Source organism: Hafnia paralvei (assembly GCF_020150375.1).
Lineage (GTDB): Bacteria > Pseudomonadota > Gammaproteobacteria > Enterobacterales > Enterobacteriaceae > Hafnia > Hafnia paralvei.
This window is the reverse complement of the sequence record NZ_CP083737.1, coordinates 2,414,785-2,432,645: the sequence shown is the minus strand read 5'-3', so window position 1 is coordinate 2,432,645 and position 17,861 is coordinate 2,414,785. Positions and strand designations below refer to the sequence as shown.

Here is a 17,861-nt window from a genome sequence, read left to right as displayed (position 1 = left end):
GATTTAGCGCACAAATAAGCTCAGCTACACAGACTTTGTTTTCGATTATTTTATCTGCTGTTGAGAAAGCATTAATGCTATTAGGGCGGTTGCCTGTGCGGTTAATGCCCTATTCTTGTTGTAAACTAACCAAACTTCAGTGAAAGCATTGTCTTCATCCAAGGGCCGATAGCAGACGCCATCCACTTGGATGCGAGTAAAAGATGCGGGCAGAATCGAAACCCCTAACCCTGCCGACACGAGACCAACAATCGTCATCGCCTCTCCGACTTCTTGCGTGATGTAGGGCGTAATCCCCGCATTGAGCAGTAAGGTTAAAATCTCGTCATACAATGCCGTCCCAACTTCGCGTGAGAAAAAGACAAAAGGCTGCTGGGCTAAATCGCTAAATTTAAGCGGCTTATGCTCCCCCGCCGCAAGTGGATGATTTTTATGCAAAACGGCAACCAACGGCTCACGTAACAATAGTTGATGCGCCAGCATATCGGGGAGACGAGTGTTACGCATGACGCCGAGATCTAACTTCCCCTCCAGCAACGGTTCGATTTGTTGCTTAGTGTTTACCTCACGCATTTGCATATGCACTAAGGGATAACGTTGCCGGAAAGAAAACAAACTGCTGGCGACCTGACTAATAAACGGTGCCGAAGAGGTAAAACCAATTTTCAGGCTCCCCAACTCACCGCGGTGCGCTCGCGCCGCCGTTTCAGCCGCTTGTGAAAGGTGATTAACGATTTCATAGCACTCCTTGAGAAACAGCTCCCCAGCCTGAGTCAGACTCACGCTGCGATTGGTGCGCGCTAATAACCGCGCCCCGACTTCTTGTTCAAGGTATTGAATCTGCTGGCTTAGTGGGGGTTGAGAGATATTCAACCGCTCTGCGGCACGGCCAAAATGGCACTCTTCTGCCACTGCAATAAAGTATTTAAGGTGTCTGATTTCTATACGCATTTTATTGATTGATACTTTTAAAGTCTCATTTGAATTTATTAATATATTAGACAATAAAATGACAGATACCTATGCTGAATTTACATCAGCCGTTGTGAGCTACCGCACATTAATGAGGTCAGTAGAGCTGGTTAACCGTTACACCCGATATTTTCGGTAAGGATACAGAGTGGATACCCCTTCGGCTGAAAGTATTCAGCCTCAATCAGGCTCGGCCTCAACGCCTTCTGCTGCGCCAACGCGTCGTACATTAAATAAACTCCCCTTTATAGAACGTGGACAGCCGCAGTTTATTCGCGTCACTCTTGCGCTTTTCTCGGCCGGACTCGCTACCTTTGCCCTGCTGTATTGCGTTCAGCCTATTCTGCCTGTGTTATCGCACGATTTTGGCATTTCGCCCGCCAGCAGTAGCCTTTCTCTTTCTGTGTCCACGGGCCTCCTTGCCGTTGGGCTTATGTTTACGGGCCCACTTTCGGACGCCATTGGACGCAAACAGGTGATGGTCACCTCGCTGCTGCTAGCCGCGATTTGTACACTGATTTGTTCGATGATGACTAGTTGGCACGGGATTTTGATTATGCGTGCCATGGTTGGGCTTTCGCTCAGTGGTGTTGCCGCAGTGGCGATGACCTATTTGAGTGAGGAAATTGACCCCGCTGTGGTAGCTTTCTCTATGGGGCTTTATATCAGTGGCAATTCAATTGGCGGAATGAGTGGACGATTAGTTAGCGGTGTACTAACCGATTTCTTCTCTTGGCGAATCGCTCTCGCCATCATTGGGCTTTTCGCACTCGCGGCTGCATTTATGTTCTGGAAAATCCTGCCAGCCTCTAAGCACTTCCGCGCAACCTCACTTCGCCCAAGGACGTTGCTTATCAACTTCCGTTTACACTGGCATGACCGTGGACTGCCACTTCTTTTCGCCGAAGGTTTCCTACTGATGGGAAGCTTTGTGACTCTATTTAATTATATTGGCTATCGTCTGCTTGGCACGCCATATTCTCTTAGCCAAGCCTTTGTGGGACTTTTATCGGTCGTGTACCTCACCGGCTCCTATAGTTCTCCCAAGGCGGGCGCACTGACCAGTAAATTTGGCCGCGGTCCGGTTCTCACTGTGTCGATATCCATTATGCTGATCGGGTTGCTTATTACCCTATTCGCGCCATTGGTGGCTATTTTTATCGGAATGATGTTATTTACCGCCGGTTTTTTTGCCGCGCACTCCGTAGCAAGTAGCTGGATCGGTCGCCGTGCTCGCCGTGCTAAAGGTCAGGCATCCTCTCTCTATCTATTTTGTTATTACGCAGGCTCTAGCGTAGCGGGAACGCTGGGGGGAGTATTCTGGAATCAGTATGGTTGGAACGGCATTGTGATATTTCTCGGCGTGATGTTATTACTTGCCATTTGGATCAGTCGTTCTCTAAAACGGTTACCCGAAGCAAGCCGTATATAAGTAAAAAAGGGCCGCATCTGCGGCCCTTGGTATCTACAATGAGCGGGGATTACAGCGCGCGCAGAATAGCTTCAACGCTCGCTTTGGCATCGCCGAACAACATTTGGGTGTTCTCTTTAAAGAACAGTGGATTTTGAACGCCTGCGTAGCCAGTGTTCATCGAGCGCTTGAATACGATAACATTCTGCGCTTTCCATACTTCCAATACCGGCATACCCGCGATTGGACTACGTGGATCTTCCATAGCCGCTGGGTTAACGGTATCGTTCGCGCCGATCACTAAAACGGTATCGGTGTCTGCAAAGTCATCATTGATTTCATCCATTTCTAGCACGATATCATACGGGACTTTGGCTTCAGCTAATAATACGTTCATGTGACCCGGTAAACGCCCTGCAACGGGGTGAATACCAAAGCGAACTTTTACCCCCATGGCGCGAAGCTTAGCGGTAATTTCAGCTACAGGATACTGAGCCTGAGCCACCGCCATGCCGTAACCTGGGGTGATGATGACCGATGAAGAGCCTTTCAGTTGTTCGGCAACTTCTTCTGCCGTCGTTTCACGGTATTCGCCCATCTCCTGATCTTCACCAGTAGAAGAACCATCAGTACCAAAACCGCCGGCAATAACGCTGAAGAATGAACGGTTCATTGCCTTACACATGATGTAAGACAGAATGGCACCTGAAGAACCGACCAAAGCACCCGTTACGATGAGCAGGTCGTTGCTCAGCATGAAGCCCGCTGCTGCGGCTGCCCAACCGGAGTAGGAGTTCAGCATTGAAACCACAACCGGCATATCCGCCCCGCCGATAGACGCGACAAGGTGCCAGCCGAAGGCTAACGCAATGATCGTCATCAGCAGTACGCACATGACCTGCACGCTGGTGCTTCCGGTATTCACGAACCAAACCATGAGTAGGAAAGAGACAACCAAAGCCGCCAGATTGAGCTTGTGACGATTTGGTAACATCAATGGTTTTGATGAAATCGTGCCGCGCAGTTTACCAAACGCCACGATTGAACCAGTAAAGGTTACCGCACCGATGAAGATGCCAAGGAACACTTCAGTCAGATGGATATTCTCCATCACGTGTTCCATTGAGCCCGGCTGGTGTTCGATAAAGCTGTTAAACCCAACAAGCACCGCGGCTAAACCGACAAAGCTGTGCAGCACGGCAACCAGCTCTGGCATTTCGGTCATTTCGACTTTCTTTGCCAGATAAACACCAATAGCACCGCCGATAACCATGGCGACAATAATCCAGCCTACGTTGCTAGAGTCAGGGCCGAAAATAGTTGCGATCAGCGCGATTGCCATCCCGACAACGCCGAAGATATTACCCTGCTTGGATGTCTCGTGCTTTGACAAGCCCGCCAGACTGAAAATAAACAGGATTGCGGCAACAATATATGCTGCAGTAACTAATCCTCCAGACATGTGTTACCCCTTAGTTCTTCCGGAACATTTTCAGCATGCGCTGAGTCACGGTGAATCCACCAAAAATGTTAATGCTGGCAATCAGCACGGCGATAAACGCGAAGAAAGTGATCCAGCCGCCATGACCGATTTGCAGTACGGCCCCTACGACAATGATCCCTGAAATCGCATTGGTCACCGACATCAACGGTGTATGCAACGCATGGCTGACGTTCCATACCACGTAATACCCGACCACGCAAGAGAGCGCAAAGACAGTAAAGTGAGAAAGGAATTCTTTTGGTGCTACATTCGCCAGCCAACCAAACAGGATAATAGCAACGGCTAATATGACGTACTTTCTGTATGGAGAGGCCGGTTTCTCAGGTTCTTTAGCTGCAACCGGCTCGGCCGCTTTAGCTTTAGGCTGTGCTGAAACCTGAATCGGCGGCGCTGGCCAGGTAACTTCACCGGTTTTAACCACGGTAACACCGCGAATCACGGTGTCGTCGAAATCAACATTCAACGTGCCGTCTTTTTCTTTACACAGAAGCTTGAGCAAATTCACCAAGTTCGTCGCATAAAGCTGAGAGGACTGCGTGGGTAAACGGCTTGGCAGGTCGGTATAGCCGATAATTTTCACGCCGTTTGGCGTTTCAGTCACGGTATCCGCAACGGTCAGTTCACAGTTGCCACCGGTTTGCGCTGCCAGATCGACAATCACGCTACCCGGCTTCATTGACTCAACCATTTCTTTGGTGATCAACCGTGGTGCTGGTTTCCCAGGGATAAGCGCCGTCGTCACAATGATATCGACATCTTTAGCCTGTGCGGCAAACAGCTCCATCTCAGCCTTGATAAAGGCAGGAGACATCACTTTGGCATAGCCATCGCCGCTGCCCGCTTCTTCCTCGAAATCTAACTCGAGGAATTCTGCGCCCATACTCTGAACCTGCTCTTTCACTTCTGGACGGGTATCGAATGCACGAACAATTGCACCAAGGCTTCCGGCGGCACCAATCGCAGCCAAACCGGCAACGCCTGCGCCGATAACCATCACCTTCGCCGGTGGAACTTTACCCGCCGCAGTGATTTGCCCAGTAAAGAAACGACCAAACTCATGTGCAGCTTCGACGATCGCGCGATAGCCAGCGATGTTGGCCATTGAGCTCAAAGCATCCAGCGACTGGGCACGCGAAATGCGCGGCACTGAGTCCATGGCCATCACGGTAACCTGACGTTCTGCCAGTTTTTGTAGCAGCTCTTGATTTTGCGCGGGCCAGATGAAGCTGATTAATGTACTGCCCGGATTCATCAGAGCAATTTCTTCATCTTCTGGCGCGTTGACTTTTAAAATGACGTCCGACTGCCAAACATCTTCATAGCCGACAATTTCAGCGCCAGCTTGCTGGAACGCCGTATCGTCGAAACTGGCTAATTTGCCGGCACCATTTTCGATGGCCACGCTAAAACCCAATTTGAGTAGCTGCTCTACCGTTTTCGGCGTAGCTGCTACTCGGGCTTCATTGGCCAACCGCTCTCTGGGTATACCAATACGCATAATCTTCCCTTTTCACCTGTCAATAAGATGAGCGTCATCCTATAGGAGCGATGACCGTTAGAGCTTTACAGCTCAATGTTTGCTAAACCTTTTTTTACAAGGCGTATTGCCTATAACAAAACGCCTATCATTTGAGGTACTGATAGCTACCTATAACCTACTGAAAATAGAGTTGATGATCCACTATTCCCATGCACTTGACGGATATATTTAATAAAAATTATCGTTCTGTGTATGTTATTAGTAAAACGATTGTAAAAACCGAGCTCATGACATTGATTTTACCGAAAAAAATCTGGGCAGAGATTCATCACATTTGCACTTTCATCTAGTTAAATCAGACGATTGAAGCTTTAAATTAACATAAACTTAACACCTGTGCGGTAATCTGATTGTCCAATGCATTTCTTCGGTTTATATCCGTATGGCATAAAAATGCGATTTAGTTACCATATCACTGACTACGCATAAATTACTGAGGCATGACAACTTATTACATGTAATAATCTGCCCCATTATTTTTACAAACACTGTCACCCTGATTGATTGTGCAGCAAAAACTGTGAAAGACTAAACGGTACTCCCTGCAACACTCGTCAATGCAAAAAAGGCGTAAAGGATTTTTTATGAAGCTGAAAACCACCATTATTGCATCAGCGTTATTGTCTCTTACTGCGCTGTCTGCTCAAGCGGCACAAGAACTAACGCCAGAGAAAGCCTCCGAACTAAAGCCATTTGACCGAGTCACCATCAGCGGACGTTTTAACGCGATTAATGATGCAGCGAGCGCAATCTCTCGTCGCGCTGATAGCATGGGTGCGGATTACTTCTATATCCAAGATATCAACAACAGCAATAACGGCGGTAACTGGCGCGTAACGGCAGACGTTTATAAGAAAGATGCCGAAACGGTTAAGGACACCACCCAATATCGCGTGTTCAATGGCGTTAAGGAGCTGCCTAAGGCAGAGGCTTACGCACTGCAGCCTTACGATACCGTTACCGTGAGTGGTTTCTTCCGTAGCCAACCTGATGCAACCGACGCAATCAGCCGTGCTGCGAAGAAAAAAGGCGCCGACTCTTATTTCATCATTCGTCAAATCGATGCCAACAGTGGTGGTAACCAGTACATCACCGCTTACATCTATAAAGCTGACGCGCCTAAGCGTCAGGTGCAAAGCCCCGACGCCATTCCAGCGGATTCTGAAGCAGGTAAAGCGGCACTTGCAGCCGGCGGTGCGGCAGCCGCAAACGTAGAAATTCCAGGTGTGGCGTCTTCGGGAACGCCAAGCGCAGGTATTGGCCGCTTCTTCGAAACCCAGTCATCCACCGGCAAGCGTTACACCGTAACGCTACCTGATGGAACAGAAATTCAGGAAGTGAATAACACAACCGCTGCGCAGATGGTTCCGTTTGACTCAGTGACCTTTACTGGCCACTTCAATAGCATGACCGACGTTTCAACCGAAGTTGCTAAACGAGCCGCTAAAAAAGGCGCTAAGTATTACCATATTACGCGCCAGTGGCAGAACAAGAGCGGTGGCAACCTTACGGTTAGCGCTGATCTGTTCAAGTAAATTTAAATTATTACGTCACAAGGGCAGCCAATGGCTGCCCTTTTTTATTCAACTTTGCAAAGAACTCCCTCGTCATTAGCCTGCTTGGATTGATCTTCATGCTTTTTGCATATTTTTTTGCAAAAAACGCATAGGCATCCATTGCACCCCTATCCCTCAACTCGTACAATCGGCGCCACTTTTTACGGTTTATTGTTTTGTTTATTTACGGCTACAACCCTATTTAAACCAATCAGATGTTATCAAACAGTTAATTAAGCTGCTTTCAGGATTTTGCATTGGAAAAAAAACTCGGACTCACCGCTTTAACAGCTCTTGTCCTCAGCTCTATGTTGGGGGCTGGGGTTTTTAGTCTGCCACAAAATATGGCTGCCGTAGCCAGTCCAGCTGCGCTACTGATCGGTTGGACGATCACCGGTGTTGGTATTTTATTCCTTGCTTTTGCCATGTTGCTACTTACACGCCTTCGTCCAGACTTAGACGGTGGCATATTCACTTATGCGAAAGAAGGCTTTGGGGAGCTGATTGGTTTTTGCTCTGCTTGGGGATACTGGCTGTGTGCCGTCATTGCCAACGTCTCCTATTTGGTGATCGTTTTTGCAGCGCTGAGTTTCTTCACTGATTCAGCCGGACACACCGTGTTTGGCGATGGTAACACTTGGCAGGCCATCGTCGGCGAATCCATTTTATTATGGGTGGTTCACTTCCTGATTCTGCGAGGGGTAAAAACCGCTGCTGGGATTAATTTGGCGGCGACCTTAGCGAAGTTATTGCCGCTGGGTTTATTCGTCATTTTGGCCGCGCTGGCATTTAAGATCGATACCTTTAAGCTAGATTTCACCGGCGTTAAGCTCGGTGTTCCGGTTTGGGAACAGGTTAAAGACACAATGCTATTCACTCTGTGGGTATTTATTGGGGTCGAAGGCGCAGTGGTGGTTTCTGCTCGAGCTAAACATAAAAAAGACGTTGGCTTAGCGACCATGTTGGCAGTCATCTCTGCTCTCGTGGTTTATCTGTTGATTACCCTGCTGTCACTAGGGGTGATGCCACGTGCTGAACTTGCTGAAATCCGCAACCCATCTATGGCTGGTTTGATGGTTAACATGATGGGGCCAATGGGTGAGATCATCATTGCTGCCGGTCTGATTGTCTCTGTTTGTGGTGCCTACTTGAGCTGGACTATCATGGCAGCCGAAGTGCCGTTTCTTGCCTCTCAGCACGGCGCTTTTCCTAAAATTTTCGGTAAGCAAAACAGTAAAGAGGCGCCAGCATCATCACTATGGTTAACCAACGGCGCGGTGCAAATCACGCTGATTATTATTTGGCTGACCGGCGCTAATTACAATAATCTGCTAACCATCGCATCCGAGATGATTCTAGTACCTTACTTTTTAGTGGGCGCATTTCTGCTGAAAGTGGCTCGCCAGAAGCAGGATAAACGCATTATCTTCGCCGCCTATGGCGCCTGTGCGTACGGGTTATGGCTGATTTATGCCTCCGGTATCACTCATCTTTTGATGTCTGTCATGCTGTACGCGCCAGGGCTGTTGGTCTTCATGTTTGCTCGCCGAGGCCTAGAGGGGAAAAAGGATCTGTGCGGCATGGAACGTATGGGGATCTTCTTACTGTTGCTTGCAACCTTCCCCGCCGCTTGGTTTATGTTTGGGTAACTACCGAGAATGAAATGCAAAAAAGGTGGCTTAATCAGCCACCTTTTTTATTTGTCTATTTTGTCTCTGTAAACACAACGCACATGACTTATTTACGCTTAGGTTCTTTCACCGTAATGACGACATGCAAACGCTCGTCGTATTGGGTCATGCTGACAGCATTCCGGCACTCAGCTTGTATGGTCATCAGTTGTTCATCTTCCAATGCATAGGGAAGCTGAATATCTAACTCTTGGAGCCCCTGATTTTTGACCAGTTCTATCAACCGTACGATGTTGGTCTCATCGCTGACCTGTGTCGATAAAACCTGCATTGCCAATTGGCGAATCTGCGCGTTGAGATTCTCAATCGATTTTGATTGAGAGCGAGTCACCATGCCGAACAGCGGCATAACGCCATATATAGCATCAATAAAACCCCAGTGCTTGTTACAGGAAGCCGATAGAAACCGAGTGTAATCAAAACAGAGTGCTTTTCTATCCTCTACGGTTGAATGATTACCGGACATTTCCTTAGCCTCCCTCACTTGGATTGCGACATAGCGCACAGGTAAAATTGTATCAAAATGATGTTTTGCGCAGGTGTTGCAGATATTTTTTAATTATTCAGCCAATTCATAATGGCACTTTCTTAAATAGAAAACCACACAGAAAATGAAACTTAATATAAGAAATATAAATATCATCATAGACGTAGCATTATTTTATCTTCCCATTAAAAAATTAACTTAATCGTTAATTAGATTTTACAAAATTAACATCAAATATATTACCTTAATAATACCAGCAATATTCACTTATCTCTTTCGCATCGGCCCGCCTGACCTGACATACCTCGTGCTGTAACCAGAGCAGCATGTTAGCGACTCAAAGTAAAAATCATACGTTCGGGCATAAAATCATTTTTAAACCAAGGGATTTATAAAAGCAGATAAAATTAATTTTTTAATTAATTAAACTCATATTTATAAAACTTTATACTCTGCGGTAGAGCCTTTATTTTAGCGTAGATATTACTACTACTAATGTATTTCAATCGCACGTAACACTATAAAAACAGTGATTATGGCCTCAATCTCGTGTCTGAGAACCTGAAACGTTTCTCTATGTTAACCCTAGCGACAGATGGCATAATCAGCGGCAACATTCGACTTGAGCGCAATGCTAACGATCATAGGAAACCGACAGATGACAAACGCCTATAACGCCCCCATCCTGATTACCGGAGGTGCCCGCAGAATTGGGCTGGCGTTAGCTCATGCATTGCTAGCACAAGGAACACCTGTCATTGTCGCCTATCGTAGCGAATACCCCGCATTAGATGGACTACGTCAAGCGGGGGCAATATGTATTCAGGGAGACTTTACTCAAACCCAAGAGATCTATCAGTTTGCTGAGCAGATCAAATCCTGTACACCGAAGCTGCGAGCGGTCATCCATAACGCTAGCGCATGGCTTGCTGAGACTGCAGAAATCGCGCCCGAAGATACGTTGGCGAAAATGTTGCAGATTCACGTCTACACCCCCTATTTGCTCAATCAGTTACTTGAACCGTTACTGGTTGGTCAAGGTGAGGCTGGCTCAGATATTATTCATATTACGGATTACGTCGTGGAACGCGGTAGTGCCAAGCATATTGCCTACGCAGCCAGCAAAGCGGCACTAGATAATATGACTCGCTCCTTTGCCGCTAAATTGGCGCCAGAAGTGAAAGTTAACGCCATTGCGCCCGCCCTCATTATGTTTAATAGCCTAGATGGTGAGGACTATCGTCAGAAGGCTTTGGACAAATCACTGATGAAAATTGCTCCCGGTGAACAAGAAATTGTGAACACCATTGAGTTTCTGTTGAACAGTCGCTTTGTTACAGGACGTACTATTAGCGTTGATGGTGGCCGACCATTACGGTAAATCGCTACATCAATATTTATTTCGAATGGTCACTCGCTTAGATTGCACCGTTCTTATGAGTTTTCTTCACGCTAAGGCTTAAGAATCGTTATGAACAACATTGTTTTCGTTGAAGATGATCCAGAGGTTGGCCAGCTAATAGCCGCTTATCTCGGCAAGCACGATCTTGATGTCACCATCGAACCACGCGGTGATACCGCGATGGAGACGATTGTTCGCCTTAATCCTGATTTAGTTTTGCTCGACATCATGTTGCCAGGCAAAGACGGGATGACACTGTGCCGCGATTTACGGCCAGTTTATAAAGGTCCAATCGTACTACTGACCTCCTTAGATAGTGATATGAACCATATTCTGTCTTTGGAAATGGGCGCCAACGATTACATTTTGAAAACTACACCGCCAGCGGTGCTATTGGCGCGCCTACGCTTGCACCTTCGTCAACATCAGACTTTGACCTCTGAGACGGAAACGTTGCCAACTAACACTCGCAATGGCATCCATTTTGGCCAGTTACGTATCGACCCCGTTAACCGTCAAGTTACGTTGAAAGATAAAAATATCAGCCTATCAACGTCAGATTTTGATCTGTTGTGGGAGCTGGCGACACACGCAGGCACCATCATGGATCGCGATGCTCTGTTACTCACGCTACGTGGTGTCAGCTACGACGGTATGGACCGCAGTATCGATGTGGCGATCTCACGCCTACGGCGTAAATTAGACGATAGCGCAACTGAGCCGTTCCGGATCAAAACTGTACGCAATAAGGGCTATCTGTTTGCACCGAACGCGTGGGAATAACTCTCGATGAGAAAGCTTTTTGTCCAATTTTATCTTCTGTTGTTCGTCTGCTTCTTGGTTATGGCGATGCTGGTAGGGCTCGTTTATAAAGTGACCGCCGAGCGCGCTGGGCGCCAGTCGATGGATGACCTGATGAAGAGCTCGCTCTATCTGATCCGCAGCGAACTGCGCGAAATCCCTCCGCGAGATTGGAATAAGACCATCAACAAACTTGATTGGAATTTGTCCTTCAAATTTCATATCGAACCGCTAGGCAAGCGGCAGTTAGCACCTGAGCTTGAAAAGAAGCTGCGTAACGGCGAAATTGTGGCGTTAGACAGTGAATATTCCTTTATTCAGCGCATACCGCGTAGCCACTATGTATTAGCGGTTGGCCCTATTCCCTATCTTTTCTATCTGCACGAAATGCGCCTGCTAGATTTAGCGCTACTATTGTTTATCGGTTTATCACTTGCGCTGCCCGTGTTTCTTTGGATGCGACCACATTGGCAGGATTTATTGCAGCTTGAGAACGCCGCTCAGCGTTTGGGTGAAGGTCATCTGGAGGAAAGAACGCATTTCGACGCTACCTCTAGCCTGCATCGTTTAGGTGTGGCCTTCAATCAAATGGCCGACAATATCAATACGCTGATCGTCAGTAAAAAGCAGTTGATTGACGGTATTGCTCACGAGCTGCGTACGCCGCTGGTGCGCCTACGCTATCGCCTTGCAATGAGTGACAATCTGTCTGAGTCAGAACAAACGGCGTTAAATCGAGATATTGGACAGCTCGAAGGCCTCATTGATGAACTCTTAACCTATGCGCGACTCGACCGCCCACAGGTAGAAACCCATCTTGAAGCCATCGATTTGCCCAAATGGCTGGCCGAACGGATTGCGGATATTCAGATGATTCATCCAGAACATGAAATCACGCTGGATGTTCCCCATGAAGGCGATTTTGGTGCCGTCGATCTGCGCTTGATGGAGCGTGTGCTAGATAATTTAGTCAATAATGCCCTGCGCTACAGCGAGAAAAAACTGCGCGTTGGGTTATGGTTTGACGGTAATAACGCATGTTTACAGGTGGAGGATGACGGCCCTGGTATTCCTCCTGAGGAACGCGAGCGAATATTTGAGCCTTTTGTCCGACTTGACCCAAGCCGCGATCGGGCAACCGGTGGATGTGGACTCGGTTTAGCCATTGTCTGCAGCATTGCGCAAGCTTATCAAGGCACCATCTCGGCTAGCGGCAGTTCGTTGGGGGGAGCATCGTTGCTATTCAGTTGGCCACGCCGTCAGACCAATACGCCAACGACGAACGGTGCACAAACCGAACAATCGCATACCCACTGATCTTCTCATTTTTAATTTGTTTAATTGCCGCAAGGCATAGGGAGTCTACGATGACAACAGCCTACGATCAGCTACGCGATACGTTTACACGCCTGTCTCGCTTGTCACACCTTTCCGCTATAACGGGCTGGGATATGCAGACTCAAATGCCTTCCGGCGGGAGTCAGGCTCGCGCCGAAGCCTTATCTGAACTCAGTGTTCTCATGCACCAAACGTTAACTGCTCCACAGATAGCGGATTGGATTGAACAGGCAAAAAATGAGTCTCTTGATACCGATCAGCAAGCTAACTTGCACGAGATTGCACGCCGATATCAGCAGGCAGTGATCTTGCCTGACCAGTTTGTTTCCGCCAAGTCATTAGCGGGAATGAAATGTGAGCATGCATGGCGAACTCAGCGCCCCGAGAATGACTGGTCTGGGTTTGTGAAAAATTTCGCTCCGGTGGTTGAGTTAAGCCGTGAAGAAGCGCAAATCCGCGCTGAGGCAACCAACGTTAGCCGCTATGACGCCCTTCTTGATTTATATGAGCCAGGAATGACCAGCGCGCGCTTAGACGCCATCTTTGCGGATGTAAAAAGCTGGCTGCCAGAATTACTGAAAAACATTATTGAGAAGCAAAGCGCAGAAAAAACACTTTCAGCGCAGGGGCCATTCGCCATTGAGAAACAGCGCGCTCTGGGTCTAGACATTATGCAAGTGCTTGGCTTTGATTTTAATCATGGCCGACTGGATGTAAGCGCACATCCTTTCTGTGGCGGTGTTCCTGAAGATGTCCGCATTACGACCCGCTATACTGAAAATGATTTTCTCAGCGCATTGCTGGGCATTGTGCATGAAACCGGACATGCACGATATGAACAGAACTTGCCAAAACAATGGGCTGGACAGCCGATTGGCGAGGCGCGTTCGACGGCAATTCATGAATCTCAAAGTTTGCTATTTGAAATGCAGCTCGCTCGTAGCGAGCCTTTCCTCACGTTTTTGCGTCCTTACGTACAAAAAGCATTTGGCGATCAGCCTGCTTTTGATCCAGCTAATTTCAAACGCATCAATCAGCGCGTGGAAGCTGGCTATATCCGTATTGATGCCGACGAAGTGAGCTACCCTGCTCATGTCATTCTGCGTTATGAAATCGAGCGAGCGTTAATTGAGGGGGATATTGATGTGCAGCACATTCCAGAGCTTTGGGATGAGAAAATGCAGGCTTACCTCGGACTCAGCACCAAAGATAATTTCCGCGATGGCTGCATGCAAGATATTCACTGGACCGATGGTGCATTTGGCTATTTCCCGACTTATACGCTAGGTGCGATGTATGCCGCTCAGCTATTTGCCTCTGCTAAAGTGGCGTTGCCAGATTTGAACAGCCAGATTTTGCGCGGAGACTTGTCACCGCTCTCTGATTGGTTGCGTCAGAATATCTGGCAACAGGGTTCTCGTTTCGACACTGATACATTGATAAAAAATGCCAGCGGCGAAACACTCAATCCAAGCTTCTTCCGCCGTCATTTGGAACAGCGTTATTTAGACAGGTAGAAAGAAGGTTGAAGCCAGCGCTGATAGATGAGTAATGGATATCTCGATAAAATGGCGCGTATTTGTTTATCTAATTTTTCAAGGAAGAAAAACGATCATGGCAATAGCTAAAGTTTCACTAAACAACCTACTGCTGATTGCAATACTGGCCTCATCCTCAGTAAATGCAGCCTCTCAAGATATTAAAGCGCTACAAATTAAGGCTGGCCAAGGTGATATCCAGGCCAGCCTTGAGCTTGGCAAACATTTTGAGAACGCTGAAGGCGTTGAGCAAAATTTGGGTGAAGCGTTAACTTACTATCGCAGAGCCGTGCTACTCGGTCATTCAGAAGAAGGAGGCCAACGCCTTACCGCACTCCGTCATCGATACGATGAAATAGAAAAAAAAGCAAAAAGCGGTGACCCTAAATCAGAACACGATTTCGGCACGATCCTTAGCGCCGATCCAGACTATGAAAATTATTATCCACGACGCAGCGAGCCAAAAGCCAAAGATTGGTTTGAACGCGCTGCTGAGCAAGGATACCGCCCCGCACAGAGAAGCCTCGCGAGTATTTATGCGCAGATGCCACTGAAAAACTTAGAAAAATCGCTGTACTGGTTCTCTATATGGGCGAAATCTGGCGATGCTAGCAGCCAGCTAGAAGTTGCCGACATTCTCAAAGAATACCCTTTCATGTTAATGAAGAATCAGCTTGAGTTAAGAAAAGAGTGGCTAACGTTGGCCGCTAACAATGGTTCCGCTGAGGCCATGCTTGAGCTTGGATATTTTATTCGCGACAACGAAGGCAATGATGACGCTGCGCTTAGCTGGTATATGAAGTCTGCCAATAAAGGTTACGCCCGAGGACAATTGGCTGTTGGTCTTTCGCTGATTCATAAGCATGACATTCAGCAAGCGGTTAAATGGCTCGAGCTAGCCGCTTCAAATGGCAATATGTCCGCCCAGACGGCACTCGGGCAAATTTATGAGGAAATGGAACCTCTGAATCAGAAACGCGCTTTATTTTGGTACCAAAAAGCCGCAGCACAAGGGGATACCTATGCGGCATATCGTACCGGTTACTATCTTCATAATGGGATCACCGTTGCCAAAGATAATATCACCGCTTGGTCTTGGTGCTCGCTCGGTATAGACGCGACTCCCGACTCGCGAGATGAAAGAGATGCTATTGAAAAAGAACTGTCGGCTTCTGACTTACAAAAAGCCAAAGAAATATATGCCAAAGAAAAAGCGTTTTATATTGCAGTAAACGGGAATTAACGACTGAAGGACGTATACCGATCTATTGCCACACCTGAGGTCACTAGCAATAGATCGAAAATATGTAATATAAAAAATGCTTCACCTCCAATTAATGCTCGAACAGTGGACTCTTGAATGAATAAATCAAAGAGTCCCCCTAGCATAAATCAAGTGTTATTAAACTGCTTATTGCACCACTGACAAAATGGATCCTTAGCTATTTTGCTGCCTATTTCAGCTGGTCTCTTCACTATCAACGAGGCATTACGAGGCCGAGTAATGTAAAATTCCCGTTTTAACCAATCTAGAAATAAAGTATTTAGTTTAGGTTTGTCACCTAATTCTTCCGGTGGTAAAGAAAAATCATACACATCGCCTACTTCAGCATAGCCTATCGCGAGTAAAGAAAGAAAATCGCGTGCGTTATCGGCGATGATACAGCAAAGCATGGATCCAGATCCGGACCCAAGATGCACAAACCTTACCTGTTTGTCATCATCAAGCCACAGTCCCAGCATGGAGCCATCCATGCCGCTGCTTGCAAAAATCACGAGTCTGGATGCGATTTCCTCTGTGACTGTTGGCAAATCAAACCAATGATGAATACTCTCTTGATAGGATGCAGTAAAGGTAATATCTGGCGTATATTCCCAATCATGGCTAATTCTGCCATATAGAAAGCCATCATTATATTCTTCTATAAATCCATTTTCTTCTATCCAGTTATATAATGCCAATAATTCATCTGGAGGCTGTACCTTATTTATTGACATAGCGTGAAGCTGTTTTAGCAAGGCTGACATGGAGTGTTTATCCTTAGTTGTTACTCTAAGTGATCTTATCAGGCCAAAACTTGAAGCGATAGTGACGAATATATTACGAATAACAGCAGGCAGTCTTGTCCAAAATTAACCTATCAGAAGTTAAAGTAACTGATTGATTATGATGAAATTCACAGCGATAACAATTTTAAATTGAAGCAACAGTAAAAGTAAATTGTACGCTGGTGATATCTAGCAATATATTATTCTGAGAAAGATGGCTATTTCGCAGGTGTTATAAATACGGTGTTTGTCGCCCTTCTGTTGCCTAATAAGCTTTTTTAGCAGCATGACATATTCCTGTTACTTACAAGAAATGCAGGATTTTCAGATTGCTGTTATGGCTTAACTTACAATGTATGTTGTAACTAAAAAGAGAGATAAAACCACCGGAAACCTGCTCCGGCGATCGTTTTAACTCTTAACAACCTCAAACATCATGATATCACTGGTAAACGAACCATCAGGCTGAAGTTCAAAGTGCAGCTTCACTTCTTCGGATGCACTCTCTTGAACGACGCGGATGGCGGTAACTAGCGACTCTGGCGTGCGCATGCGTGCAATCCAGCTACTAAATTCTAAATGGAGACGGTCTGAGGTTACCGTTTGGACACGTAATCCGGCCTCTGTAAAAAATGACAGCCACTCGCCTGGCGTATAATCACGGACATGCGATGTATCTCGCAAAATTTCAATCGTTTGCAGATGGACATCTAAAACAGGATGCCCCGGAGAAACAACATCCATAAAAATAGCCCTTCCTCCCTGCTTTAACACCCGCTTTACCTCGCGTAGTGCCTTTCCAACATCATACCAATGATGAGCGGAATAACGGCTAATCACGACATCAAATGATTCGTCATCAAATGGCAGAGATTCTGCAACGCCCTGCTGGACGACAAGATTGTCTATATCTCTGTCGCGCGCGGCATGTTGCACCACATCAAGCATTTTATCAGAGAGATCATAAGCAACAACCTCGCGAACCTGAGCCGCGACGGCAAAACTAGCATGCCCAGCACCACAGCCGAGATCGAGAACGCTGTCAAAGTCGTCACCTTCAAGTAATCGTGCTAAACGTTGTAAATCGTTGCCCTGTGCGTGCACGGCGCTACCAAGATAGGCGTTTGCCTGATCGGCAAACTGACGATCGACCGCGCGATGGTGACTCTGCTTATTGGTCATGCATACTCCTGATGTCTGCTTACTTAAAAAGCGATTTTCTCACTATAGTCAGGCGTCTAGCGGGGTTCAATAGCACACTATTGAATTATTTTCATACGAAGTACAAAGCGTTACATGCCGAAACCAATCACTCACAGTCGTTGAAGTGGCGATAATCTAAGATTAATCATCTCCTGAAGTTGAGAATAATTCAGCCGTGCGCGCCAGTGTTAACGATAAAGATCGGTTAGCCATGGAAATCAGTGACTGCGAAGGGTTCGAGGATGGCATATGTTTCGACGCTATGGGTTTGAACTGCTTCTTATATCGCTGATTGTGTGCGGGATCATTACTGCGTGCTTTTATCTGTAGTTGGATGTGAAAGCAGCAAACGAGAAAACATCGCTGAAA

15 protein-coding genes are annotated in these 17,861 nt (G+C 47.0%); 9 read left to right on the top strand and 6 right to left on the bottom strand.

The genetic code is table 11. The features are described 5' to 3' along the window. Positions 1 to 45: 45 nt before the first annotated feature. Entirely contained in the window at positions 46 to 951 is a 906-nt protein-coding gene (locus K9N75_RS11530; RefSeq protein WP_008813486.1) for a LysR family transcriptional regulator, read from the bottom strand. Between the two features lie 193 nt (positions 952 to 1,144). Here K9N75_RS11530 and K9N75_RS11525 point away from each other — a divergent pair, with 193 nt between their 5' ends. Then, a complete protein-coding gene (locus K9N75_RS11525; protein ID WP_371419420.1) occupies positions 1,145 to 2,404 on the top strand; it encodes an MFS transporter in 1,260 nt (419 codons plus the stop codon). A 49-nt stretch (positions 2,405 to 2,453) separates the two neighbouring features. On the opposite strand, the gene pntB is transcribed toward K9N75_RS11525, so the two are convergent. Then, the gene (gene pntB, locus K9N75_RS11520) at positions 2,454 to 3,845 is read right to left on the bottom strand and encodes a Re/Si-specific NAD(P)(+) transhydrogenase subunit beta (RefSeq protein ID WP_008813484.1); all 1,392 of its coding nucleotides are present in this window, start codon (positions 3,843 to 3,845) and stop codon (positions 2,454 to 2,456) included. Positions 3,846 to 3,855: 10 nt separating this feature from the next. After that, entirely contained in the window at positions 3,856 to 5,385 is a 1,530-nt protein-coding gene (pntA, locus tag K9N75_RS11515) for a Re/Si-specific NAD(P)(+) transhydrogenase subunit alpha (protein ID WP_061060053.1), read from the bottom strand. A 626-nt stretch (positions 5,386 to 6,011) separates the two neighbouring features. Between pntA and ydgH the strand changes: the two genes are divergently transcribed. Both ydgH and K9N75_RS11505 read left to right on the top strand, forming a co-directional pair. Beyond that, positions 6,012 to 6,962, top strand: coding sequence for a DUF1471 family protein YdgH (gene ydgH, locus K9N75_RS11510; RefSeq protein ID WP_008813482.1), 951 nt, complete (start codon positions 6,012 to 6,014; stop codon positions 6,960 to 6,962). A gap of 278 nt (positions 6,963 to 7,240) precedes the next feature. After that, positions 7,241 to 8,632, top strand: a complete 1,392-nt coding sequence (locus K9N75_RS11505) for an amino acid permease (RefSeq protein WP_008813481.1) — start codon at positions 7,241 to 7,243, stop codon at positions 8,630 to 8,632. 88 nt (positions 8,633 to 8,720) lie between these two features. On the opposite strand, the gene K9N75_RS11500 is transcribed toward K9N75_RS11505, so the two are convergent. Then, positions 8,721 to 9,140, bottom strand: coding sequence for a hypothetical protein (locus K9N75_RS11500; protein WP_020303748.1), 420 nt, complete (start codon positions 9,138 to 9,140; stop codon positions 8,721 to 8,723). Between the two features lie 679 nt (positions 9,141 to 9,819). Here K9N75_RS11500 and folM point away from each other — a divergent pair. The 5 genes from folM (at position 9,820) to K9N75_RS11475 (ending at position 15,483) form a co-directional block, all read left to right on the top strand. After that, a complete protein-coding gene (gene folM / locus K9N75_RS11495; protein WP_008813479.1) occupies positions 9,820 to 10,542 on the top strand; it encodes a dihydromonapterin reductase in 723 nt (240 codons plus the stop codon). Positions 10,543 to 10,632: 90 nt separating this feature from the next. After that, entirely contained in the window at positions 10,633 to 11,346 is a 714-nt protein-coding gene (gene rstA / locus K9N75_RS11490; protein WP_008813478.1) for a two-component system response regulator RstA, read from the top strand. Between the two features lie 6 nt (positions 11,347 to 11,352). After that, positions 11,353 to 12,681 carry a two-component system sensor histidine kinase RstB gene (gene rstB / locus K9N75_RS11485; RefSeq protein WP_130961535.1) on the top strand — a complete coding sequence of 443 codons (1,329 nt, stop codon included), beginning with the start codon at positions 11,353 to 11,355 and terminating at the stop codon, positions 12,679 to 12,681. 50 nt (positions 12,682 to 12,731) lie between these two features. Further along, positions 12,732 to 14,219: a carboxypeptidase M32 gene (locus K9N75_RS11480; RefSeq protein ID WP_224451623.1), complete on the top strand. Its 1,488-nt coding sequence runs from the start codon at positions 12,732 to 12,734 to the stop codon at positions 14,217 to 14,219. A 97-nt stretch (positions 14,220 to 14,316) separates the two neighbouring features. Then, on the top strand, positions 14,317 to 15,483 hold the full coding sequence (locus tag K9N75_RS11475) for a tetratricopeptide repeat protein (RefSeq protein ID WP_224451622.1): 1,167 nt from the start codon (positions 14,317 to 14,319) through the stop codon (positions 15,481 to 15,483). Positions 15,484 to 15,632: 149 nt separating this feature from the next. Here K9N75_RS11475 and K9N75_RS11470 read toward each other — a convergent pair whose 3' ends face one another. Together K9N75_RS11470 and K9N75_RS11465 are read right to left on the bottom strand one after the other, a co-directional pair. Further along, positions 15,633 to 16,268 carry a hypothetical protein gene (locus K9N75_RS11470; protein ID WP_224451621.1) on the bottom strand — a complete coding sequence of 212 codons (636 nt, stop codon included), beginning with the start codon at positions 16,266 to 16,268 and terminating at the stop codon, positions 15,633 to 15,635. Positions 16,269 to 16,700: 432 nt separating this feature from the next. After that, positions 16,701 to 17,471: a class I SAM-dependent methyltransferase gene (locus K9N75_RS11465; protein WP_039186729.1), complete on the bottom strand. Its 771-nt coding sequence runs from the start codon at positions 17,469 to 17,471 to the stop codon at positions 16,701 to 16,703. A 270-nt stretch (positions 17,472 to 17,741) separates the two neighbouring features. On the opposite strand from K9N75_RS11465, the gene ydgU reads away from it, so the two are divergent. Beyond that, positions 17,742 to 17,822, top strand: coding sequence for a small membrane protein YdgU (gene ydgU / locus K9N75_RS22915; protein WP_455749055.1), 81 nt, complete (start codon positions 17,742 to 17,744; stop codon positions 17,820 to 17,822). Positions 17,823 to 17,861: the final 39 nt, after the last annotated feature.